Here is a 21485-nt window from a genome sequence, read left to right on the forward strand (position 1 = left end):
CCCGGCCTGCCCAAGACCCGATCCGGCAAGATCATGCGGCGGATCCTCAGAAAGATCGCCGAGAACGATCTGGGGTCATTGGGGGATACGTCGACGCTGGCCGATCCGTCAGTGGTCGACGATCTGGTGAAGACACGGGGTGAGTAGGCCGCTTCCATCGAACCCGGCGAGGGTCCAACGTCGGCCGCAATCCGGAGCGTCTCATTGACCGCCATCGACACCCTTTACCGCCAGCGCCTGATGAGCGCGGCCGATGCTGCCGACCTGATCCCCTCGGGCGCCAGGATTGCCATGGCCCTGGGCGTCGGCCAGCCGCCCGCCCTGCTGAAAGCGCTCGCGGACCGTGCCGAGGCCGGACAGGTCGACGATCTTCGGCTCTACTATCTGCTGTCGACCTCGATCGCGGGCGACACCGTCCTTCGCTACGAGCTCATGGATCGCATCCACCCGTGCAGCCTGTTCCACAGCGCCATCGAGCGCCGTCTGAATGCGCGGGCGCGCGAGGACGGTCGCCCGGCCGTGGTGCAATTCATCCCGACCGGGTTCCAGCAAACACCGCGTATCCTGTGCCAGGAGATCGGGGTCGATACCCTGATCGCCACGGTCTCGCCGATGGACGCTGACGGCAACTTCTCTTTCGGCACCAATACCGACTACGCGCAGCCCGTTTCCAGAACGGCGAAACGGGTCATCCTTGAGGTCAATCCGCACATGCCGCGCGTGTTCGGCGACTGCACGGTCCATGTCTCGCAGGTCACCGCTCTGGTCGAGAACGCCGTCGCGCTGCTGGAAGTCGCCAAAGCCGCGCCGCAACCGGCCGACACGGTCATCGGCGGGCTGATCGCCGGTCTCGTCGAGAACGGCGCGACGCTGCAGATGGGCATCGGCGCCCTGCCGGATGCGGTCTGCGCCGCCCTCAAGGATCATACGGACCTCGGCATCCACACCGAGATGCTGACGCCGGGACTGGTCGAGCTGATGAAGGCCGGCGTCGTCACCAATGCGAGGAAGACCCTGCATCCGGGCAAGTCCGTCTTCGCCTTCTGCATGGGGGATCGATCGACCTACGAATACCTCGACCACAACCCGGCCCTGGAGGCCCATCCTGTTTCGTACGTCAACGATGTCCATGTCATCGGGCGGAACGAACGGATGGTCTCGGTCAATGCGACGCTGGAGATCGACCTGGACGGGGCCTGCTGTTCCGAGCACCTGAACGGCCACCAGTTCACGGGATCGGGCGGCCAGCTTGATTTCGTGCGCGGCGCCTATCTCTCGAAGGGCGGCCTGTCGATCATCGCCTGTCACGCGACCGCAAAGGGCGGCGCCGTGTCGCGTATCGTCCCACGGCTCTCGGGTCCGGTGACGACACCCCGCAATGACGTGCACATGGTCGTCACCGAATATGGCGTCGCCAATCTCAAGGGCCTGAGCAGGTCCGAGCGCGCCCGCGCCATCATCTGCCTCGCCGCCCCGCAGTTCCGCGACGAACTGGCTTCCCGTGTGAACGCGATGGGTGGGAGTCTCTAGAGGGGGATACTTCCAATGACCGGGATGAGACGATCTCCGGACCTTGGCCCCCGTCATGGCTGGGCTGGGAACGTCCCGGGCAGGTCTCCGAGCGAGGGGCCGGCGTCCGGGTCGGCAGACACGATGTCGGAGTCGGCCCGGACGCCGAGATTGTCGGCCTCGCCCTGTCAGACGATGATGTTGTTGCTTCGGCTCAGCACCTTGCGAGATCGCCGTGGGCGCGACCGAACCGTCACCGGCCGCGATCGAGGTCCAGCCTGGCTGTGACGAGCGTCAGCGTCGCCATGATGAGCACCGCTCCGAGAAGGGCGTGGACCCCAAAGCTTCTGTAGGCCAGCGCGCCCGTGACAGCGCCGGTCAGAAGGCCAAGCCAAAGCAACAGGAACGGCGCCCAGCCCAGGGGATCGCCGCCCAGAAGCGCGGCCGTGAGCCGCTTGCCGAGTTTCACCAGTGTTCCGGTCATATAGGTCAGGCCGATCCTGACCTCGCCATCCTCGGCAAAGACCGTGTTTTCCGCGCCCATAGCCAGCACCATCGGGATCACCGCCAGAACACCGGCGCCGAGCGTGTGAGCGAGCAAGGCCGTGGCCAGCAAGACCGTGACCAGGCCCAGGACGGCTGGGCGACGACGGGCCTTGGCGATGCGACCGGTGAGTGCGCCCAGCATCACCCCGACCACGAAGGTTGCCAGCAGCGCGGCTGCGAAGCCCGCCGTGGACGATCCGTCCGCAAGACCGATCCCCAATCTGGTGGAGTTTCCGCTCATGAACGAGACGAAGAAGCCGCCCGTCATCAGGAACCCGATCGAGTCGACATAGCCCGCGACACACGAAAAGCACGCGGCGAGGCCCCGGACCCGGCGGTCGTACTGCATCATCGGGGAGCCTCTCCGCTGGGCATCAGACTCATGCCTCCACCGAACAACAAGAAATCTGAAAACCGCACTTGAACATCTGATACATTATAAGTGATATACAACATATCATAACATGGCGCTTTCCCCGCAAGGTTGATGCGCCAACGGCGGGGGATTGACGCACATGATCGTGGTCCACGAGGTCAACGACGGCGGGCATTCAATCCGCATTACGGAATCGCTGAGGGATGGCGCCCGCCGCTATTTCGATGGTCCCGCCCTTTATACGGAGGTCGACGTCAACGGCGAGAACCGTCTTGGCTACATCGCGGCGATGGAGCGGCAGATGACCGGTGCATCGAACCTGCTGCTTCTCGGAACCGCCGGCGGCGCTCTGGCCACTCGCTTCAGCCGGGCAGGACGGGCGGTCACGGCGATCGACAACCGCGCGACGGTTTTCGAGATCGCCCGGAACTGGTTTCATATGCCCGACGAGGTCGAGTGCATATGCGCCGACGCGGTCGATTTCCTGCGTTCGAACACGCGTCGCTGGGATGCCGTCGCCGTGGACATCTTCCGTGGGACCGAGATTCCCGACTCCATGTTCGCCGCCGAGGTTGGCGAGGCCTTGCGGCGAGCCGTTGCGCCCGGGGGCGTCGTGGTCTGGAATGTAGCCGACAGTCAGAACGCCTGGCCCGTCTATGTCATCAGACGGATCATGCGCGTCGCCGGATTCGTGCCTAAGGTCGTCCCGGTCCTGGATATGGACATCGGCAATACCCTGGTGGTTTGCCGTGCCGACCTCGCACCCTCGTCGCCTACGGTCGGCGGGTCCCGGCCAGATCCCGGATCACCATCGGCTAATCACGTTCCAGAAGTCGCACGCCTCGCCCGGAACCTTCGCTCCGTCCTCCAGGCGCAATCAACTCCACCCCGGCCTCGTTCAGCGCATTGATCACCTTCTCCAGACTGTCGACAACAGCCCGCACGACACCCGTGCTCGCCTCCATGCGCTGAATTGTCGGGAGCGACAGTTGCGCCAGGCGCGCCAGTTCCTTCTGGTCGATACCGAGAAGCGCGCGGGCGGCCTTCATCTGAGAACCTGTGATCATGGGTCGGTCTATAATGATGTGTGGAACATCATCAACCGGGTCATGCCGGCCGGGCGGACGCGGATAGCACCGTCACGCCGCCGTCGATGACCAGATCTCTCCATTCGTGACTCCTCTGGCCGATGCCCGTCCTCGACATGTCGAGACCGGCGCTGGCCCACCCCGGGGCCTGCTTCAAAAGGCTCTTGACGGATTCCAGCGCCGAGGGACCATCAAAATTCAGAACCATCCGGTCGTGCCAGGCCGTGATGATCAAAGTCGTCGGCGTGGCGCGCTCGACCTCGACTTCGCGTGAAATGGGGATTGCGGACAGGCCGGTGTCCGGGTCGAGGAAGATGATCCGCCAGTTTGTGACGAGCGCCAGTCCGGGTCGGCAGACTGACCCATAGTCGCGAGACACGGCATAGCCCTCGAACAGCAGTTCGTCGGCCAGCAGTTTCACTGCCTGCTTCATGTCCATCAGCCGGCGCGTGATTTCCACGATGACATCCTCATGCGAGATACAAAAGTCGATATCCTAGATATCGATACTGATGTTTAGACCCTCGGCCTCACGAGGTGCAAGCGCGCTCCGGGTCAGTCTCGCTCCCGGGCCGGAGATCGACCTGCGCCATTGGAGCGAGTGATGTAAAATATCATTATTGACGCTTGAAACATCACTACAAGAGGCACATATGTCTCCTCGCGGGATCAAACCGCTTACCGGTGTGGAGCGTCTGTCGTGAAGAGTCCCAATCCCTTTTTCGCGGGGGCAAGGTGCAGATGCCCGCGGTGTGGAACGGGAGCGATCTTCTCCGGATTCCTGACGATACGGCCAAACTGCACCGTCTGTGGACTCGACCTCGCCAAGGCTGATCCGGGCGATGGGCCCGTCGTTTTCATCCTCCTGAGCGTCGGCGCGATCGGCTGCTTCGGGTTGTTGTTCACCGAGATGACGTTTCACCCCCCGGCCTGGCTGGAACTCGCTTTCTGGCTGCCCATGATGGCGATCCTCAGCCTCGGCGCGCTGAGGCCGTTCAAGGCCATCATGATCGCGCTTCAATTCCAGAATGCCGCCTCCCAGGCGCAGAACGACGAGACCGGGGATGTCTGACGCCCGGACAAACAGCCTGTCATTTCGCCATCCGGACCGTCTCTGGAAGTCGGCCCAATGATTTCGGGAAGTCAGGTTCGTGCGGCCCGGGCCCTCCTCGGCATCGATCAGAAACAACTCGCCAGTCTTGCGGGCCTGTCGCTCCCGACGGTCCAGCGGATGGAGCGATCCGAGGGGTCCGTAAGGGTCATCGTCGATAGCCTGGAGAAGGTGTTGCAAGCCTTCGCCATCGCGGGTGTCGAACTGATAGCCGACGGGTCTCCGAGCGCCGGGCGAGGCATCGGGGTGCGTCTGATCTTGCGCAACCAGAAAGCCCTGCCCGAGACGCGATCATCAACCAACACCTCCCGGGCGTCTCTGGACGCTCCCGAGTCCGCCGAGAGCGCGGGTTGTGGGGCTTGCTCGCCGGAACGGCTAGCATGACCGATGACGCGCCAGTCAGACGCAGCCCCTTCGCCGGCCTCAAGCGCGGGGCTCGGGGTCAATGCCCAAACTGCGGGAAGGGCCGGCTTTTCAGAGCGTACCTGAAGATCCGGCCGATCTGCGAGATCTGTGGTCATGACAACGGCCAGTATCCTGCCGACGACGCACCACCGTATTTCACCATCCTAATCGTCGGACATCTCGTGGTCGGTCCGTTGCTGGCCTTCCACGTCATCTTCACCTGGCCGCCCGGGCTCGTGCTTGCCGTGCTCCTGCCCGGCCTGACCGCCCTGATGCTGTTCATGTTGCCGATCGTGAAGGGCGCCGTGGTCGGCGTTCTTTGGGGCGTGGCCAAGCCCGCCCCCTGAAAAAATCCCCGCCATGACGCCTCAAGACCGCCGCGCGCGTGCCGACCAGGAAGCGCTCGATTTCCACCGTTGCCCCCGGCCCGGCAAGATCGAGGTCAATGCGACCAAGCCGATGGCGACGCAGCGTGATCTCAGCCTGGCCTATTCGCCCGGCGTGGCCGCGCCGGTTCTGGCCATCGCGAACGATCCGGCCGCCGCCTACGACTACACCTCCAAGGGCAACCTGGTCGGCGTGATCTCCAATGGAACGGCCATCCTCGGCCTGGGCAATCTCGGCGCTCTCGCCTCCAAACCGGTGATGGAGGGAAAGGCGGTCCTGTTCAAACGCTTCGCCGACCTCGACGCCTTCGACATCGAGGTCGCCACCGAGGACGCCGACGCCTTCATCGAGGTCGTCCGCCACATCGGCGCGACCTTCGGCGGCATCAATCTGGAGGATATCTCGAGCCCCGACTGTTTTCGGATCGAGGCGCAGTTGCAGGATCTGCTCGACGTCCCTGTCTTCCATGACGATCAGCACGGCACGGCCATCATCTGTTCGGCCGGTTTGATCAACGCCTGCGAGGTCACGGGCCGCCGACTGGAGGACGTCAAGCTGGTCCTGTGCGGCGCCGGGGCCGCCGGGCTCGGCTCCATCACCCTGATGAAGGCGCTGGGCGTCCGGGCCGAGAACACCACCCTGGTGGACATAGACGGGGTCGTCTATCGCGGCCGACCTCACGGCATGGACCAATGGAAATCGGTCCATGCCACGGACACCCCGCACAGGACTCTGGCCGATGCCCTGGTCGGGGCCGACGTGTTCATCGGCGTGTCTGCGAAAGGGGTCCTGACCCAGGCCATGGTCGCTTCCATGGCCGCCAACCCGGTCATCTTTGCGATGGCGAACCCCGATCCTGAGATCACGCCGGAGGAGGTTCTGGAGGTTCGGCAGGACGCGATCGTCGCCACGGGCCGGTCCGACTATCCCAACCAGGTCAACAATATCCTCGGATTTCCCTACATCTTTCGGGGCGCTCTGGACGTTCAGGCGAGCGCCATCAATCACGAGATGAAGATCGCGGCGGCGCGGGCCTTGGCCATGTTGGCGCGTGAGGACGTGCCGGACGAGGTCACTCTCGCCTACCAGGGCAAGAAGCTGAAATTCGGCCGCGACTACATCATTCCATCGCCCTTCGACCCGCGTCTGATCTGGTTTGTGCCGCCCTTTATCGCCGAGGCGGCGATGGCGACCGGGGTTGCCCGGCGGCCGATCGCGGATATGGACGAATATCGCGCCTCGCTCCGGCGTCGCCTCGATCCGTCGGCGGGCCTTATTCAGACCATTACCGCCAGCGTGCAATCCGCACCCAAACGGAAGGTCGTGTTCGTCGAGGGCGAAGAGCCGGCCGTCATCCGGGCGGCATACGCGTTCGGCGCCGAAGGTCTGGGGACGCCGATCCTCCTGGGTCGCGATGATGTCATTCGAGCCAATGCTCTCGATCTCGGCTTCGACGACGTCGGCGTAAGCGTTCAGATCGTCAACGCCCGACTGTCTCGGCGAAACACCGACTACGTCGATTTTCTGTATGGACGACTACAGCGCGAGGGCTACCTGCGCCGCGATGTCCAGCGTCTGGTCAATGTCGATCGAAACAGCTTCGCGGCCGCCATGGTGGCGCTTGGCGACGCCGACGCGCTCGTCACGGGCGTGACCCGCAATTTTGATCAGTGCCTCGAGGATGTCTCAAGAGCCATCGACCCCGAAGCAGGGGGCCGCATGTTGGGGCTCTCCGTACTGCTGGAGCGAGGGCGTACGATATTCGTCGCTGACACCTCGATTTCCGAACTGCCCACGCCGGAAGACCTGGTGGAGATTGCGTGTCAGGCTGCGGCCGCTGTGCGTCGCATGGGGCATACCCCGCGCGTCGCGTTTCTCTCGTCATCGAGCTTTGGCCATCCGCGCGGCGAGCAGCCGGCGCGCATGCGACGCGCCGTGACGCTGATGGACGAGCGGACGGTCGATTTCGAGTATGAGGGTGAGATGCCGCCGGATGTCGCCCTCGATGACCGTCTTTGGGCCAGCTATCCGTTCCAGCGATTGAGCGAGCCCGCCAACGTGCTGATCATGCCGACCATTCATTCCGCCACCATCTCCACAAAGCTTGTCCAGGCCATGGGAAGGGGCACCGTGGTCGGCCCCCTGTTATACGGTCTCAGCAAACCGGTTCAGATTTGCAGGCTCGGAGCCTCGGTTTCAAACATCCTGACGTTGGCGACCCTTGCCGCCTACCAATGCCCCCCTTCTGGCCAACCGGTCTTGAGGTAGGAATGGGTGTCCACTGATCCGCCCCCCTGAAACCGGATCACTGGACGGTGGAGTTTTCTGTTGGGATTTCCGGGGCTGGGGATCTGCGCCAATCGCGCAAGCCACACCGGCCGGTCCGCCACCCCACGGCGGTGTCCTTGCGCTTCTCCGGATTGCAGCTGATCGCCGGCCACGGGTCCATCAGCGCAGGCCTGGCTCTCCGGCGATGTCCAGCGTCGGCAACGGGACGCGACATAGCCCGGTCTTCGGATCAAAGCGCACCGTCGCTCAGGCGCCTTCGAACCGGCTCCGGACGGCGGCCCTGCGGAAGGCCCGGGGGGTCGAACCGACCTGATCCTTGAACGCCCGGTTGAAGGGACCGATCGACCCGAAACCACAGTCGAAGGCGATTTCCAGGATCGAACCGGTCTCCGCCGGATCGGTCAGCCGCGCCTTCGCCCGCTCGACCCGATGGTGGTTGATCAGGCGGTTGAAGTTCGCGAACCCCAGGGCCGCGCCGATACAGTGCGAGACCCTGTACTCGGGCTCCCCGAGCCGTGCGGCGACATCGCCGATCCGCAGGTTCGGCTCGCTGTCGATTCCTTCCGTCTGCAACAGGCGCATCAGCCGGTCGGCCAGACGTCTGTCCTCCTCGGTGGGCGCGCGTCGGACCGGCGAAGGTTCCGCGAGCGGATGCCGCACCCGGAACCAGACCGCCACCGTCGCCGCGCCGAGACCGACGAGGGCGCAGGCGCCTTTGATCAGGTTGTCGCGGAGCGCGTCTTCCGAAGCCCGGAACCCCAGGACGGACGCTCCGACCAGGAGGGCGTAGATCACGAGGAAGGCGAGCCGGAACCGCTTCTCTCCGGCGGGCAGGTCGCGCCTGTAGCGATGAAACGGCTCGACGAAGGTGAGCAGCAGGGCCGCCGATCCGCTCATCGCATAGAGGTTACCGGCCACCCGGGACGCCGCGCCTCCCGATGGGGCCAGCACCGCGACAGCGGCGCTCACCGCGACGAACAGGACGACGATCCGCGGCCACCAGGCGTCGCGCGCGGAGGAATCGAACAGGGCCCGGGTCAGCAGCCACGCCCAGCCGCAGGCCCCCAGGCCGAACACCGCGAAGGCCGTGGAGACATCACCCGTGGTGAGCCTGTAAAGGATGTAGCTGACGAACGACCCCGCCGCGGCCGCCGCATAGACCCGCAGCCGACCCGGTGACCGGCCGGGGCCTTGTTCGCTCGCACCCATCGCTGTCGAGCCGCTGAACGGCGTCGTGGTGAACATCCGGTCCTCCCCGGGGACGCCTTTTCATGACCGGGGCGCGCCGGCGAAACAAGAACTTCTGGCCGAATTCCAAATCGGCGAGACCCGGCGCGGCGCCGCCCGCATGCCTGTCGATGACCTCGATCGGAGGCCTCGGGAGATTCCATGTCGACGACTGATCAAACGCCGCCCGTGCGCGGCCTCGCCTCGAAAGCGCTGCGCTGGTCGGGCATGCTCTGGTTCATCGTCGCCGCCGTCGGCCAGACGGCCTTCATCGGCTTCATCGTCGCCTTCTACGGGGTGCGGACCGTTACCGGCGACTTCGCAGGCTGGAACGACAAGCCGCTGATCGACGGCTATATCGAGGGCGACCATACCGGCAATCTGATCTTCGCCGCCCACGTCCTGCTGGCCGCCGTGGTGACGCTCGGCGGGCTGATGCAGCTGATCCCCGTGATCCGCCGCAAACTGCCCGGCCTGCACCGCTGGACCGGCCGAACCTTCCTCGTCATCGCCGGTTTCATGGCGTTGAGCGGCATCTGGCTGGCCCTGGTGCGGGGCACCTATCTGTCGGTCATCTCGAACGTCGCCATCCTGATCGACGCCCTGCTCATCCTGGTGTTCGCCGGGTTCGCCTGGCGCAATGCCATCAAGCGACGCTTCGAGCCGCACCGGATCTGGGCCATGCGGACCTTCATGGTGGTAAGCGGCGTCTGGTTCCTGCGCGTGGGCCTGATGGGCTGGGTCATCGTCAACCAGGGCCCTGCGGGTCTGACGAAAGACATGAGCGGCCCGATCGACAGCATCATGACCTTCGGCAGCTACCTGATCCCCCTGACCCTGCTCGAGCTCTATTTCGCGGCCCAGCGCAGCAGCGGCGGCACCCTGAAGATCCTCGCCGCCCTCGTCGTGGTCGCGGCCGCCGCCTACACGGCGCTGGGCGTCGTGGGGACCGTCGCCTTCATGTGGGGCCCCTATCTCTAGGCCACTCGCCGGTTCCGAGCCTCCCGGACCGGAACCGGCGATCATGTGTCAGAGCGGCGACTCAGTCTCCGTTGTGCCCGTGCCCTTCCGCGTGGGTGGAGCCGACCGCGAAGCCCTGGTCGCCCTCACGCTCGAACCAGAACGGCGCCCTCGCCCGTTCCCGCAGCCCGACCTCGTTCATGTGGTCGTCGTAGAGGCGGCCGTTGGCCAGCGTGTACCGGATCGAGGTGGTGTTGCGGATATTCTCCAGCGGGTTGAAGTCCAGCACCACCAGATCGGCCAGCTTGCCGACCTGCAGCGAGCCCACATCCCGATCCAGCCCCAGCGCCCTCGCCCCGTTCAGCGTGCCGGCTCTCAGCGCCTCCAGCGGCGTCATCCCGCCCTGGGCCATCATCCACATCTCCCAGTGCATGCCCAGGCCCTCACGCTGTCCGTGGGCGCCGGTCGAAACGATCACGCCGAGGTCCAGAAGGCGTTTGGCCTCGCGCGCGATGGAGATGTGGTTCCACTCGCCCTCGGGCGCGGTCACCGGCCGCCGGGCGCGGGCGTCCAGCAGGCGGCGCGGCACATACTGCGTCAGGATCGGATGGTTCCAGACCTCGCTCTCCTGGTACCAGTAGTTCTCGCCGAACGCCCCGCCATAGGCGACGATCAGCGTCGGCGTATAGGCGACGTCCGACTGGCTCCACAGGTCGTGAACATCGTCGTAGAGGTTGGCCAGCGGGATCGAGTGTTCGATCGTCGTGTGGCCGTCGACCACCATGCTCATGTTGTGGTGATACAGGGACCCGCCTTCCGGCACGACGTTCATGCCAAGCTGGCGCGCCGCCTCGATGATCTGCTGGCGCTGTTCCCGACGCGGCTGGTTGTAGCTCTTCACGCTCCAGGCCCCGATCGCCTGCATCCGCCGCAGCGTCGACAGGGCGTCGTCCAGACTGTTGACCACCGCCGTGATCGGCGTCGCCGCGCCGTACAGGATCGTGCCGGTGGAGAAGATCCTCGGCCCGACCACCCGGCCGGCGCGGGCCAGCTCGGAATGGGCGAAGATTTCCGACGAGTCGTTCGAGGGATCGTGGATGGTCGTCACGCCGAAGCCCAGCGCCGCATAGTTGACCCAGCTCTGCTGCGGGATGATCTCGTCCGATCCCATCGAGCCGTGCCAGTGGGCGTCCACCAGGCCGGGAATGATGGTCTTGCCGGTCATGTCCACGACCGTCGCCCCAGCCGGAATCGTCACCTCGCCGCGTGCGCCGATGGCCTCGATGCGATTGCCGTTGGTGACGATGACACCGTCCTCGATCACCGTATCGCCGTTCATGGTGACGATCCGCGCGCCGGTCAGGGCCAGGCGTCCTTCGGGCCGATCGGCGACCTGCTGGAAGCCCAGGTTGATGCCGCTTTCCGGCGGCCTCGGCAGTTCCGCCGGCGCGCCTTCGACGAAGGCGAAGCCCTGATTCAAGTCGCGGCTGAACAGCTGCGGCCCCAGCGACCAGCTCAGCCGGCTTGAGTCACCCGACCAGTGCAGCCAGTCCCCTGCATCGCGCGTGAACCGCGTCTGCGGCAGGGCCTTGCCGTCCGACGACAAGGTCACCGGCCGCCCGGTCCGGGCGAAGGGCGCCACGAAAGCGTTGAAGCGCTCGGTCCAGGCGATCCAGTGCTCGTCCGGCGACAGCACATACTCCGCCGCCCATTCCGAGGTCAGGTGCACCCACTCGTCGTGGCCGCCCAGATCGACCGACTTCAACGCCGAGTTCCGCTCCACCCGGCCGGTGAAATAGATGCGCTCGTTCGAGGCGCCGAACTGGGGCGCGACGCCGCCATCAGTGACGAAGGTCGCCTCGCCGCCGGCAGCCGGGATGCGATAGATGCCCGGTTCGCGGCTCCACAGGCCCGAGGTCAGGAAGCCGTCCGCCACCTTGCGATAGACGATGGTCCGGCCGTCCGGTGAGAAGGTCGGCTCGATGTAGTGGCCCGGATTCGAGGTCACGACGCGGCTCTCGCCGCCGCCGGCCGGGATCACGCGAATGGTCCCCAGATCCTCGTCGTCCCAGGTCGTGTAGACGATCGACCGGCCGTCCCGCGACCAGGCGGGATAGAGCTCGAAATGGTCCGACTGGCGCGTCAGGCGACGCGGCGTCCCGTTCGGAAGGTCCTTGATCCACAGATTGCCGAGGGCCTCGTAGACCACACGCGATCCGTCCGGCGACGTCCGCGCCCAGCGCACCATTTTCACATCGAAGGTGTCGGGCGCCACATCGACCGGGAAGCGCACGGCCTCCTCGACGCGACGGGTGTCTGCGACGTGGAACGGGATGTCCGCCACCTCGCGCGAGGCGACTTCAATGCGGCGGATCTTGCCGCCGGCCCAGAAGACGATGGCCGAGTTGTCGGGCGTCCAGCTCATCGCCGGATAGACGCCGTGGACGGCCCAGGTTTCCTGCAGGTCGCGGTCGAGACCGGAATAGATCGCCGTCTCGCGTCCGCTCTCGATGTCCATCACGAACAGGGTCGACTGGTAGCGAACGCGCCGGACGAAGGCCAAACTCTTGCCGTCGGGCGACGGCGTCGGGCGGATCGATCCGCCCGGCCCGCCCAGGAACTCCTCGACCTCGCCCGTCTCGCGATCCAGCCTCTGGATGACATAGATCTCGGTGTTCACGTCCTTGGAATATTCGAACACCTCGCCCGTGGTGTTGTCGTCACTGAAGTACAGATAGCGACCGTCCGGCGAGAAAGCGGGTTCCCCGGAGTCCTTCTGCTGCGTCCGCCGCGTGGTGAGCTGGACACCGCCGCCGCCCGAGCGGTGATACATCCACATCTCGCCGGCCCCCAGCGACCGGGACGAGGTGAAGTGTTTGCGCGCCACGATGAACTCGCCGTCCGGCGACCAGTCGGGCGAGTTCAGCAGACGGAAGCTCTCGTCCGACACCTGCGTCGGGTTCGATCCGCCGCGGTTCATGACCCAGATATTGTCGCCGCCGTCACGGTCGGAGGTGAAGGCGATCTTCGTCCCGTCCGGCGAATATTTCGGCTGCATGTCCCAGGCGACGCCGGATGCGATGGCCCGCGCCTCGCCGCCGCCGATCGGCATGACATAGATGTCGCCCAGCAGGTCAAAGACGATCTCGCGGCCGTCCGGGCTGACGTCCAGCGCCATCCATGTGCCTTCGGTGACGTCGATGGCCGCGTCGTGCGCAGGGCCCGGCGGGTTCTGTACGTCCCACCCGGGCGTCTCGGCCTCGTCTTCAGCTCCCGGCAGAGCGGCCGGCGTGATCGCGGGTTCCGGCGGCGGCGTCGCAGTTTGGGCCCACCCCGTACTGGCTACGGACAGCGCCACCACGGCGCTTAACACGACACGCATCAGCATACGGAACACTCCCCTGCCCAAAGGCGCCGCTATCTCTAAGGCGACGCGGAAAGACGGTGAAGACGAAAACACCCTGTCCCCTGCGGAATCTCTTCCCTTCGACTGCGCAACGGTCCTAAGATCGCGCATACAAACCAGCGTTGGTCGGGGGACAAACGTGCGGAAGAACATTCATTTCAGCCGACTTCGCGCCTGGGCCCTGCCCTTTGCCCTGGCGATCGGCCTGGCCTCCTGCGGCGGCGGCGGTGGGGGAGGCGACGGCGGAACCACCCCACCCCCGACGCCTGCGCCCGTCCTCAGCGACGCGGATGCGGCCAAGCTTCTGACCCAGGCGACTTTCGGCCCGACCGATGCCGAGATCGATTCGGTGAAATCGCTTGGCTATGCCGGCTGGATCAACGCCCAGCTGGCCCTGCAATCCTCGTCGCACCTGGCCTATGCGGACAACCGGCTGGCGCAGTTGCGTTTGACTAATCCGACGGCAACGCTCGGCTCCAACCAGTTCTACGAGAGCCTCTGGCTCTATTCCGCGACCGGCCAGGCCCAGTTGCGCGAGCGGGTGAAACTCGCCCTGTCCGAAATCTTCGTCATCTCGCTGACGGACGCCAACATCGACGTCCGGGGCGCGGCCTCCTACTACGACATGCTGGGCGCGAACGCCTTCGGCAACTATCGCACCCTGCTCGAGCAAGTTTCGCTGCACCCGATGATGGGTGTCTACCTGACCCATCTGGCGAACCAGAAGGAGGACACCGCCACGGGGCGGACCCCGGACGAGAACTACGCCCGCGAGGTCATGCAGCTGATGTCCATCGGGGTTCAGGAGCTGAACACCGACGGAACGGTCCGCCGCGACGCCAACGGCGCCGCCATCCCGACCTACACTCCCTCCGACATCTCGAACCTGGCCCGCGTCTTCACCGGCTTCAGCTGGTACGCCGCCACGCCGACGAACTCGACCTTCGGCGGCGGCGGCCGCAACAACGACTCGTACGTCCGCTCGATGATTCTGTACCCACAGTATCACTCGACCTCGGCCAAGACCTTTCTCGGGGTGACCCTTCCCGCCGGTTCGACCGACGGCGTGGCGGAACTGACGACCGCGCTCGACACGATCTTCAACAACATCAACGTCCCGCCGTTCATCTGCAAACAGCTGATCCAGCGGCTGGTGACCTCCAATCCGTCGCCGGGCTACGTCAGCCGTTGCTCGACCGCCTTCATCAACAACGGCTCGGGCATACGCGGCGATCTGGCCGTCGTGGTGCGGACCATTCTGCTCGACGCAGAGGCGCGGGACATCAACTCAACTTCCAGCGCCACCTTCGGCAAGGTGCGCGAGCCGGTCATCCGCATGACCAACTGGATGCGCGCCTTCGGGGCGACCTCAGTTAGCGGCAACTATCTGCTGAACTCCACCAGCGCCAACACATCGCTCGGTCAGTCGGCGCTCGCCTCTCCGTCGGTGTTCAACTTCTTCCGCCCCGGCTATGTCCCGCCGAACACCCGGCTGGGCGCCCAGAACCTGCTGGCGCCGGAGTTCCAGATCGTCGACGAAGTCACCGTCGCCGGCTACGCCAACACCATGCAGACCGCGATCGGGACCGGCATCGGGACCGGCAGCGACGTCCGCTCGGCCTATACTCGAGAGGTCGCCATCGCCTCAGACGCCAACGCCCTGGCCGACCGGATGAGCCGGATGCTTCTCTACGGCCAGATGTCCTCGACCCTGCGCGCGCGGATCGTCGAGAGCGTGAACAGCATCGCCGTCCCGGCCGCCACGGGCTCCAACCAGGCGACGATCGACACCGCCCTGCTGAACCGCTCCCGACTGGCGGTCTACATGACGATGGTGTCTCCCGAATATCTGGTCCAGCGGTGAGGACGTCGCGATGACACACGGAAAATACAGCCGCCGCCAACTTCTCCGTGTCGGCGGGGGCCTGTCGATGCTGGGCGCCGCCGCGCCCTTCGCGGCGCAGCTCGCTGCCGCAGGGAACGCCGTCAGCCAGAGCGCGCCGGACTACAAGGCCCTGGTCTGCGTCTTCCTGTTCGGCGGCAACGACGCTCACAACATGGTTCTGGCGACCGACAACGACAGTTGGGGCCGCTACTTCGCCGCGCGCAACACCGGCAACGACCCTATCGCGCTGATGCCGGTGGGGACGCCTCCGACTCCGGTCGGCGCGACGAGTCCCGTCACGGGACGCATCGCGACGGCCGCGTCGCCCGAGGCCTGGGGGGGCGTCTTGCCGATCACGCCACGCACCCTCCAGCCGATCCCGGCCGGCACCAGCGCCGCGGTTCGCACCTTCGGCCTGCATCCCTTCATGGGACCGGCAAAAACCCTGTTCGATGCGGGGCGTCTTGCCGTTGTCGCCAATGTCGGGACCCTGGTGCGTCCGATCACCAAGGCTCAGTACGAGGCGCGCACCGTCGCCTTCCCCGCCAACCTGTTCTCGCACAACGACCAGCAGTCGACCTGGCAGGCGGGCCAGACCGAAGGCGCGAGGGTTGGCTGGGCCGGTCGTTTCGGCGACCTGCTGAACGGTATGAACGGGACCAGTTCACTGTTCACAGCCGTCTCCACCGCAGGCAACGCGGTCTTACTGTCGGGCCAGTCCGTCGTCCAGTATCAGATGAGCACGGGGGCCCAACCGGCCGTTGTCATCAACGGTCAGGCCGGCGCCAATCTGTTCGGATCGACGATCGCGCCCGCCCGTGTCCGCGAATTGATCACGGACACGTCCTCGGCCAGCCTGTTCGCCGCCGACTATGCGACCACCACCGGCCGGTCGATCGGGGCGGCGAACTCGCTGAACACCGCCTTCGCTTCAGCGGCGGTCACCGGGGTCGCGACCGCCCCAGCCTACCGCAACCCGATCACCGGTGCGACCGAGACCAACAGCCTGGCTGTCCAGCTTCAGACCGTAGCCCGAATGATCGCGGCCGCTCCGACCCTCGGGCTGCGCCGCCAGGTCTTCTTCGTCAGCCTCGGCGGCTGGGACACCCACGATTTCCAGAACACGGCCCAGGCCAACAACCTGGCCAAGGTCGCCCACGCCCTCAGCTATTTCGACGGTGCCGTGGGCGACCTGGGCGGCGTCAACATGCGCAACGCCGTCACGACCTTCACGGCTTCGGACTTCTCGCGAACCTTCACCACCAACGGCGACGGCACCGACCATGCCTGGGGCGGCCACCATCTCGTCATGGGCGGCGCGGTGCGGGGCGGTGACATCTACGGCCAGTATCCGACGCTCGGCGTAGACCTCGGAACCTTCCGCAACCCCGACATGAGCCGGAGCTACCTCGTCCCGACCACTTCGGTGGATCAGTACGCCGCCACCATGGGCCGCTGGCTGGGCGTGTCGGAAGCGAACCTGGACTCCATCTTCCCAAACCTCGGCAACATGGTCACGCGAGGTCTGGGCTTCCTCTAATCGCGGCGCTCGCCCGCCCATTCCGCATCTCGCGCCGCCTCGTAGCCGTCCCGCACCGTCTGTCTCGGCTGGTCGGCGCCCAGTTGCGCGATCTGTTCGGCCCAGACGTCGGCCATACGGCGGACGGTCGTGGTCACCCAGCCGGGAGCCTGTTGACGCGACCAGTTCTGGATCGACACCGCGTTGAAGATCAGCAGGAAGACAGTCGCCAACACGATGATGCGACTGGTCCAGCGACGGTCGCGCGCCGCCACCCCCTCCTCGTCCGGCGGCTCTCCCGGCGGGAAGGCGAACCGTCCCAGCGCCAGCAGCGGATTGACCGGCTCCTGAGCCGTCGGCAGGTCGTGGGCGTCGGCCGTCTCGATCCAGTCGCTGGGCGGGTCCTGCCGGACCTCCTCGACGGGATCGTCCAGATAGGGCTCGGCAGCCTCCCCCTCCAGTGGCGGGAAGGGGCTGGCAGGCAGGGCCGTCGGGAAGGGCGCCAGCGGGATTTCGGGATCGACGGGATGGTCGTTCATCTCGCCGCCCTCAGAACTGGAAATAGATGAAGGGGGCCACGCCGTCCGGGCGCACGGCCTCGACCAGCAGGATCGCCGCCCCGACCAGCAGACCCATGGTCAGGGACGGCGCCGGCTTGAGCCAGGTCGCGATCCCCTCGGCCGCACGCGGCGGCAGCCAGTGCATGGCCAGACCGCCCACGATCAGCGTCAGCAGGAAGGGCGTCACCAGGGTCGCCGCCTCGAACCGGCCCAGGCCCGTCAACACCTCCACCGCCATCGGGAAGGTCTCGGACCGGAACAGGATCCAGCCCAGGCAAACGATATGGAAGGTGACCAGCACGCCGAGCCAGGCCGGCGGGCCCTTCCGGTCGCCGTCCGCGCTCAAGTCGCCCTCAGGGCGATAGCGCGATGAGAATGCCGCGCGGCCCAGTCGCTCAACCACCTGCACCCCGCCGTGCAGCGCGCCCCAGGCCACGAAGGTCCAGGCCGCCCCGTGCCACAATCCGCCCAGCAGCATGGTGATGAAGACATTGAGGCAGGACCGGATCAGCCCCTTCTTGCCCCCTCCCAGCGGCACATAGAGGTAGTCGCGCAGCCAGCTGGACAGGCTGATATGCCAGCGCCGCCAGAAGTCCTGCATCGAACTGGCGCGATAGGGCTGGTCGAAGTTGCGCGGGAAGGAATAGCCCAACAGGGCCGCGATCCCGATCGCCATGTCCGAATAGGCCGAGAAGTCGCAGTAGATCTGGACCGCATAACCATAGACCGCCGCCATCAGGTCCAGCGTCCCATAGGCCGCCGGATCGAAGAAGACCGGGTCGACCAGTCGCACCGACAGTTCCGACGCGATCACCGTCTTCTTGAACAGCCCCCAGCAGATCAGCAGCAGCCCATGCGTCGCCATCTCCCTTGTCAGGCGCGGCGCGCGGTCGAACTGGGGCAACAGGTCCGACGCCCGCACGATGGGCCCGGCGACCAGATGCGGGAAGAAACTCATCAGCAGCATGACGTCCAGCAAGCTGCGCGCGACCGGCGTCTTCCGGCGATGCACGTCGACGACGTAGCTGATGCCCTGGAAGGTGAAGAAGCTGATCCCGACCGGCAGCACGATCTGCAGCAAGGGCAGGTCCCGCTCCCACCCGAACCGGGTCAGCAGGTCGCCCGCCTGTTCGACGAAGAAGCCGTAGTATTTGAAGAAGCCCAGGATCAGCAGATTGGCCGCGACGCCGAGGCCGACCAGCCACGTCCTTCGGCTCTGCTCGTCGGAGCGCGCGATCAGCGCAGCGACGCCCCAATTCAGCACCGCCGAGGCGATCAGCAGGGCGACGAACCGCCAGTCCCACTGGGCGTAGAAGAACCAGCTGGCCAGCAGCAGGAACAGCTTCCGCCGCCCGTTGTCGCGATCCAGCGACCAGGCGGTGAAATAGACGAACAGGAAGAACACGCCGAACGCCAGCGTCGGGAACAGCACCCTACCGGCTCCGCCGGTCGTAGGCCGCGATCAGGTCGGCGGCGAGCAGCGACCCGATCCAGTCGCCGCCGGGGCCGGTGAAATGCACATGGTCGCCGCGCATCAGCGGGGTCTCACCCAACGTCAGGGCATGGGCCGAACAGTCTCCCCCCATACGGCCCCTCCAGTCCCAGAACGCGACGCCCATCGACGCCGCAACCCGATGCTGCACGTCCCGCACCACCGCCAGAGTGTCGGGCGCCTTCCAGCGATGGTCCGCATCTCCCGCGCATCGGCCGCCCCCGTCGCCCCGCATCGCTTCGGGCGCCCCAAGGATCAGGATCGCCGTCCCGGGCAAGGCCTCACGCACCCGTTCGATCTGCGCCCGCAGCAGGGCCTCGTAGGCGCGCGGGTCGAGCAATTCGTCGAACCCCTCGTTGGTGCCATAGGCGAGGATGAACAGGTCCGGCCGGGCCCCGCCGTCGTCCAACAGCGGCTCGCGCTGCGCCATGGCATTGAGCGTCGCCCCGACCAGCCCGTGCGCATGCAGATGAATTGGAACGCCCTCGAACCGTCCCTGCAGCCGCCATAGCAGGGAGCGGGTGATGTCCCCGCCGGCCGTATGGCTGTCGCCGAACTGGACGATGCTCACCGGCCTGCGCTGTCCGAAGGCGGCGAAGAACGCGGTCAGTCCCTCCGACTGGCAGATTCCGCCCGGACAGGTCGCACTGACCGGCGACGGCAGGGGCCTGTAGGGGCGTTCCTGCGCAACGGCGGGGCCCGCCAGCGCCAGTCCAACGAGCAGGGCCAGAGCCCGGTTCACGCCGCCGGTTCTGCGACCGGACCTGGCAGGCCCGCGTCCCGCTTCAGTCGCGCGGCCACTGGCTCGGTGATCCGGAGATACCCGGCCATCGACATGTGGATCCCGTCGTTGGCCCGCATCAGACGCCGCCGCCCGGTGCCCGTCTCCGGCAGATAGGCGTCGTATTCGCCCTCGGCGTTCTGCGTGATGCCTTCAGTCTCGATATAAGGCACCCGCAGCGCCGCCATGCGCGCCGATACCACCTCGTTGATCAGCATCATCTTGGAGTCGAAGCTGGCTCGTTTCATCGCCGGCAGCCCGACCCAATAGACCGCCACGTTCTGACCCCGGAGCATCGCCACCAGGTCGTCGACCCGTCTGGCGTAGGCGGCCTTCCAGCCGTCGGTGCCGAAGTCGTGGACCTCGCCATCGATACTGATGCCCTGGGCGTCGTTGGTGCCGAACAGGATCACCGCCGCATCGATCGGCTGTTCGGCGATCTGACGCGCCGTCTTGGCCTGGATGTCGACGTAGTCGTAGCGGCTCAGACCCGTGGAGACCTCGCTGAACTTGGTCACCGTGACGCCCGGCTGGTCGCGCATCTCGCGGTAGAGGCCGGTCCACAGGCCGTCGGCCATGGAGTCCCCGAACACCCCGATCCTCAGTTGCCCGCGCGCGGCCCGTTCGGCCAGCGGCGTCAACACAGGCGCCGCGGCGGCCGTCACGACCGGCAGGGCGGCGGGTGCGATCGGCTCGGGGCCTGCCGATGCATTGGCGTTCCCGCCCAACATCAGGGTCGGACGACGCAGCCAGCCGCGGCCGTCCGGCGTCAGCGCCAGCCCGATCAGAACCCCGACGACCAGGGCCGCCGTCACTGCATTGATACCCGCGCGCAAACGTTCCACCCCGACCGGGAAACTCAAGTCCCGCTTATAGCCCGGCGACGCTCACCGCCGCCATGGCGCACGCGTCACGCACGAGGACAAAGCTTAACGGCCCAGTTCGGTCAGGAACAGCCGACCCGACACGCCCCGGCCCGCATAGGCGCCGACCCAGACGTCATAGACGCCCGATCGCGGGTTCCGGAACGTGACCTCCGGGTCTGCCTGGCCGCCGGAATCGTCGTCGCAATACCATTGTCCGTCCGGTCCGTTGATGACCAGGGTCGTGTCCCCGTCGGCCTCGACGCCGAACGTGAGGGGCAGGCTGCCGGACTCGTAGGTCAGCTGGAAATCGGGCGCCTCCGAGATCATGCCGACGCAGCCGCTGGCCACCGTCGAGGCGTCGATGCTGCCCCCCGAATAGAGCGGCAGCCAGTAGGGGTCCGGCGTGAACCCGGCCGACAGGTAATACTCGCCAAAATTGGCGGTCAGGCCGGAGTTGGGGCGGCTGGCGTCCGAATACCGGCCGTTGTCGTTGTTGCTGCCGCTGTCGCCATAGACCTGGCTGTTCAGCTCGGTGATGTAGAGCTGCGCCGCCGCGCCGTTGCCGCCATAGGCGCCGACGAAGACGTCATAGGTCCCGGACTTGGGATCAGGGATCGACATCAGCGGGTTGGTGCCGTCGCCGCTGTCGTCGTCGCAATACCACCGGCCGTCCGGCCCGTTGATGACCAGGGTCGTATCGTTCGAGCTGGTGACGCCGAAGATCAGCGGCAGGCTGCCCGCACTGTAGGTCAGCTGAAAGTCCGGGGCCCGCGCCACCATGCCGACGCAGCCGTTGGCGATGGCCGAGGCTTCCACGTCGCCGCCCGAGTACATGTCGATCCGGTACGGGTCGGGCGTGAAGCCGGACCTCAGAGACGCGTCGCCATAGGTCGCCCGCTGGCTGATATCCACGGCGGGGGCGGTGACCCTCTGCCCCTTCTGCCCCTTCTGGCCGCTCAGCGGAGCCGCCACCGACGCTCCGGTGGTCAGTACGAGGGCGCCGATCATCAGCGCGAGCCCAAAAGCGGTCTTCATCGTCTCACCTCCGTCGAACGATCCCCGTCGTCCGCACTCGTTG

At 66.2% G+C, this 21485-nt stretch carries 20 protein-coding genes; 10 read left to right on the forward strand and 10 right to left on the reverse strand.

The features are described 5' to 3' along the window. Window positions 1-147: hypothetical protein (locus ACP7AB_RS14500; protein WP_426046170.1), on the forward strand; the 147-nt coding region annotated here is incomplete at its 5' end. A 57-nt stretch (window positions 148-204) separates the two neighbouring features. Further along, on the forward strand, window positions 205-1530 hold the full coding sequence (locus tag ACP7AB_RS14505) for an acetyl-CoA hydrolase/transferase family protein (protein WP_425990498.1): 1326 nt from the start codon (window positions 205-207) through the stop codon (window positions 1528-1530). Window positions 1531-1762: 232 nt separating this feature from the next. Here ACP7AB_RS14505 and ACP7AB_RS14510 read toward each other — a convergent pair whose 3' ends face one another. Then, entirely contained in the window at window positions 1763-2407 is a 645-nt protein-coding gene (locus tag ACP7AB_RS14510) for a YoaK family protein (RefSeq protein ID WP_425990500.1), read from the reverse strand. 163 nt (window positions 2408-2570) lie between these two features. Here ACP7AB_RS14510 and ACP7AB_RS14515 point away from each other — a divergent pair, with 163 nt between their 5' ends. After that, on the forward strand, window positions 2571-3341 hold the full coding sequence (locus ACP7AB_RS14515) for a spermidine synthase (RefSeq protein WP_425990503.1): 771 nt from the start codon (window positions 2571-2573) through the stop codon (window positions 3339-3341). Here ACP7AB_RS14515 and ACP7AB_RS14520 read toward each other — a convergent pair. Both ACP7AB_RS14520 and ACP7AB_RS14525 read right to left on the reverse strand, forming a co-directional pair. After that, complete coding sequence (locus ACP7AB_RS14520; RefSeq protein ID WP_425990504.1) at window positions 3247-3498, reverse strand: helix-turn-helix domain-containing protein; 252 nt, start codon at window positions 3496-3498, stop codon at window positions 3247-3249. The genes ACP7AB_RS14515 and ACP7AB_RS14520 overlap by 95 nt on opposite strands. A gap of 40 nt (window positions 3499-3538) precedes the next feature. Then, on the reverse strand, window positions 3539-3979 hold the full coding sequence (locus ACP7AB_RS14525) for a hypothetical protein (protein WP_425990506.1): 441 nt from the start codon (window positions 3977-3979) through the stop codon (window positions 3539-3541). 240 nt (window positions 3980-4219) lie between these two features. Here ACP7AB_RS14525 and ACP7AB_RS14530 point away from each other — a divergent pair, with 240 nt between their 5' ends. Genes ACP7AB_RS14530 through ACP7AB_RS14545 form a run of 4 tightly spaced genes read left to right on the forward strand, consistent with a single transcriptional unit; the run spans window position 4220 to window position 7690 of the window. Next, entirely contained in the window at window positions 4220-4591 is a 372-nt protein-coding gene (locus tag ACP7AB_RS14530) for a DUF983 domain-containing protein (RefSeq protein ID WP_425990508.1), read from the forward strand. Window positions 4592-4648: 57 nt separating this feature from the next. Beyond that, window positions 4649-5014 (forward strand): helix-turn-helix domain-containing protein, encoded by a 366-nt coding sequence (locus ACP7AB_RS14535; RefSeq protein WP_425990510.1) that lies wholly within the window; start codon window positions 4649-4651, stop codon window positions 5012-5014. Further along, window positions 5011-5382, forward strand: a complete 372-nt coding sequence (locus ACP7AB_RS14540) for a DUF983 domain-containing protein (protein ID WP_303696851.1) — start codon at window positions 5011-5013, stop codon at window positions 5380-5382. The genes ACP7AB_RS14535 and ACP7AB_RS14540 overlap by 4 nt, the downstream gene beginning before the upstream one ends. A 13-nt stretch (window positions 5383-5395) precedes the next feature. Beyond that, window positions 5396-7690, forward strand: coding sequence for an NADP-dependent malic enzyme (locus ACP7AB_RS14545; protein WP_425990512.1), 2295 nt, complete (start codon window positions 5396-5398; stop codon window positions 7688-7690). Between the two features lie 267 nt (window positions 7691-7957). Here ACP7AB_RS14545 and ACP7AB_RS14550 read toward each other — a convergent pair whose 3' ends face one another. Further along, window positions 7958-8956, reverse strand: coding sequence for a helix-turn-helix domain-containing protein (locus tag ACP7AB_RS14550; protein ID WP_425990514.1), 999 nt, complete (start codon window positions 8954-8956; stop codon window positions 7958-7960). Between the two features lie 144 nt (window positions 8957-9100). Between ACP7AB_RS14550 and ACP7AB_RS14555 the strand changes: the two genes are divergently transcribed. Continuing rightward, window positions 9101-9919: a DUF2306 domain-containing protein gene (locus ACP7AB_RS14555; protein WP_425990516.1), complete on the forward strand. Its 819-nt coding sequence runs from the start codon at window positions 9101-9103 to the stop codon at window positions 9917-9919. Between the two features lie 61 nt (window positions 9920-9980). Here the strand turns inward: ACP7AB_RS14555 and ACP7AB_RS14560 are convergent, their stop codons facing one another. After that, window positions 9981-13286: an amidohydrolase family protein gene (locus ACP7AB_RS14560; protein ID WP_425990517.1), complete on the reverse strand. Its 3306-nt coding sequence runs from the start codon at window positions 13284-13286 to the stop codon at window positions 9981-9983. Window positions 13287-13443: 157 nt separating this feature from the next. Here ACP7AB_RS14560 and ACP7AB_RS14565 point away from each other — a divergent pair, with 157 nt between their 5' ends. After that, the gene (locus ACP7AB_RS14565) at window positions 13444-15168 is read left to right on the forward strand and encodes a DUF1800 domain-containing protein (RefSeq protein WP_425990519.1); all 1725 of its coding nucleotides are present in this window, start codon (window positions 13444-13446) and stop codon (window positions 15166-15168) included. A 10-nt stretch (window positions 15169-15178) separates the two neighbouring features. Continuing rightward, window positions 15179-16729, forward strand: coding sequence for a DUF1501 domain-containing protein (locus ACP7AB_RS14570; RefSeq protein WP_425990521.1), 1551 nt, complete (start codon window positions 15179-15181; stop codon window positions 16727-16729). On the opposite strand, the gene ACP7AB_RS14575 is transcribed toward ACP7AB_RS14570, so the two are convergent. From ACP7AB_RS14575 to ACP7AB_RS14595, 5 genes are all read right to left on the reverse strand, one after another. Then, window positions 16726-17247: a hypothetical protein gene (locus ACP7AB_RS14575; RefSeq protein WP_425990523.1), complete on the reverse strand. Its 522-nt coding sequence runs from the start codon at window positions 17245-17247 to the stop codon at window positions 16726-16728. The two genes, ACP7AB_RS14570 and ACP7AB_RS14575, sit on opposite strands and share 4 nt — an antisense overlap. A gap of 10 nt (window positions 17248-17257) precedes the next feature. Beyond that, a complete protein-coding gene (locus ACP7AB_RS14580) occupies window positions 17258-18700 on the reverse strand; it encodes an MBOAT family O-acyltransferase (RefSeq protein ID WP_425990525.1) in 1443 nt (480 codons plus the stop codon). Between the two features lies 1 nt (window position 18701). Beyond that, the gene (locus ACP7AB_RS14585; protein ID WP_425990527.1) at window positions 18702-19502 is read right to left on the reverse strand and encodes a GDSL-type esterase/lipase family protein; all 801 of its coding nucleotides are present in this window, start codon (window positions 19500-19502) and stop codon (window positions 18702-18704) included. Then, window positions 19499-20377 carry a DUF459 domain-containing protein gene (locus ACP7AB_RS14590; protein WP_425990529.1) on the reverse strand — a complete coding sequence of 293 codons (879 nt, stop codon included), beginning with the start codon at window positions 20375-20377 and terminating at the stop codon, window positions 19499-19501. The genes ACP7AB_RS14585 and ACP7AB_RS14590 overlap by 4 nt, the downstream gene beginning before the upstream one ends. Window positions 20378-20470: 93 nt before the next feature. Then, entirely contained in the window at window positions 20471-21442 is a 972-nt protein-coding gene (locus ACP7AB_RS14595) for a peptidase (protein WP_425990530.1), read from the reverse strand. Between the last annotated feature and the right edge of the window lie 43 nt (window positions 21443-21485).

It is taken from the genome of Brevundimonas sp. TWP3-1-2b1 (assembly GCF_049896165.1).
Lineage (GTDB): Bacteria > Pseudomonadota > Alphaproteobacteria > Caulobacterales > Caulobacteraceae > Brevundimonas > Brevundimonas subvibrioides_B.

Excerpts from the sequence above, each read along its gene's own strand:
- ACP7AB_RS14595 (WP_425990530.1), bottom strand. The coding sequence starts at position 21,442 with ATGAAGACCGCTTTTGGGCTCGCGCTGATGATCGGCGCCCTCGTACTG.
- ACP7AB_RS14560 (WP_425990517.1), bottom strand. The coding sequence starts at position 13,286 with ATGCTGATGCGTGTCGTGTTAAGCGCCGTGGTGGCGCTGTCCGTAGCC.
- ACP7AB_RS14575 (WP_425990523.1), bottom strand. The coding sequence starts at position 17,247 with ATGAACGACCATCCCGTCGATCCCGAAATCCCGCTGGCGCCCTTCCCG.
- ACP7AB_RS14535 (WP_425990510.1), top strand. The coding sequence starts at position 4,649 with ATGATTTCGGGAAGTCAGGTTCGTGCGGCCCGGGCCCTCCTCGGCATC.
- ACP7AB_RS14550 (WP_425990514.1), bottom strand. The coding sequence starts at position 8,956 with ATGTTCACCACGACGCCGTTCAGCGGCTCGACAGCGATGGGTGCGAGC.
- ACP7AB_RS14510 (WP_425990500.1), bottom strand. The coding sequence starts at position 2,407 with ATGATGCAGTACGACCGCCGGGTCCGGGGCCTCGCCGCGTGCTTTTCG.
- ACP7AB_RS14555 (WP_425990516.1), top strand. The coding sequence starts at position 9,101 with ATGTCGACGACTGATCAAACGCCGCCCGTGCGCGGCCTCGCCTCGAAA.
- ACP7AB_RS14570 (WP_425990521.1), top strand. The coding sequence starts at position 15,179 with ATGACACACGGAAAATACAGCCGCCGCCAACTTCTCCGTGTCGGCGGG.
- ACP7AB_RS14540 (WP_303696851.1), top strand. The coding sequence starts at position 5,011 with ATGACCGATGACGCGCCAGTCAGACGCAGCCCCTTCGCCGGCCTCAAG.
- ACP7AB_RS14545 (WP_425990512.1), top strand. The coding sequence starts at position 5,396 with ATGACGCCTCAAGACCGCCGCGCGCGTGCCGACCAGGAAGCGCTCGAT.
- ACP7AB_RS14515 (WP_425990503.1), top strand. The coding sequence starts at position 2,571 with ATGATCGTGGTCCACGAGGTCAACGACGGCGGGCATTCAATCCGCATT.
- ACP7AB_RS14520 (WP_425990504.1), bottom strand. The coding sequence starts at position 3,498 with ATGATCACAGGTTCTCAGATGAAGGCCGCCCGCGCGCTTCTCGGTATC.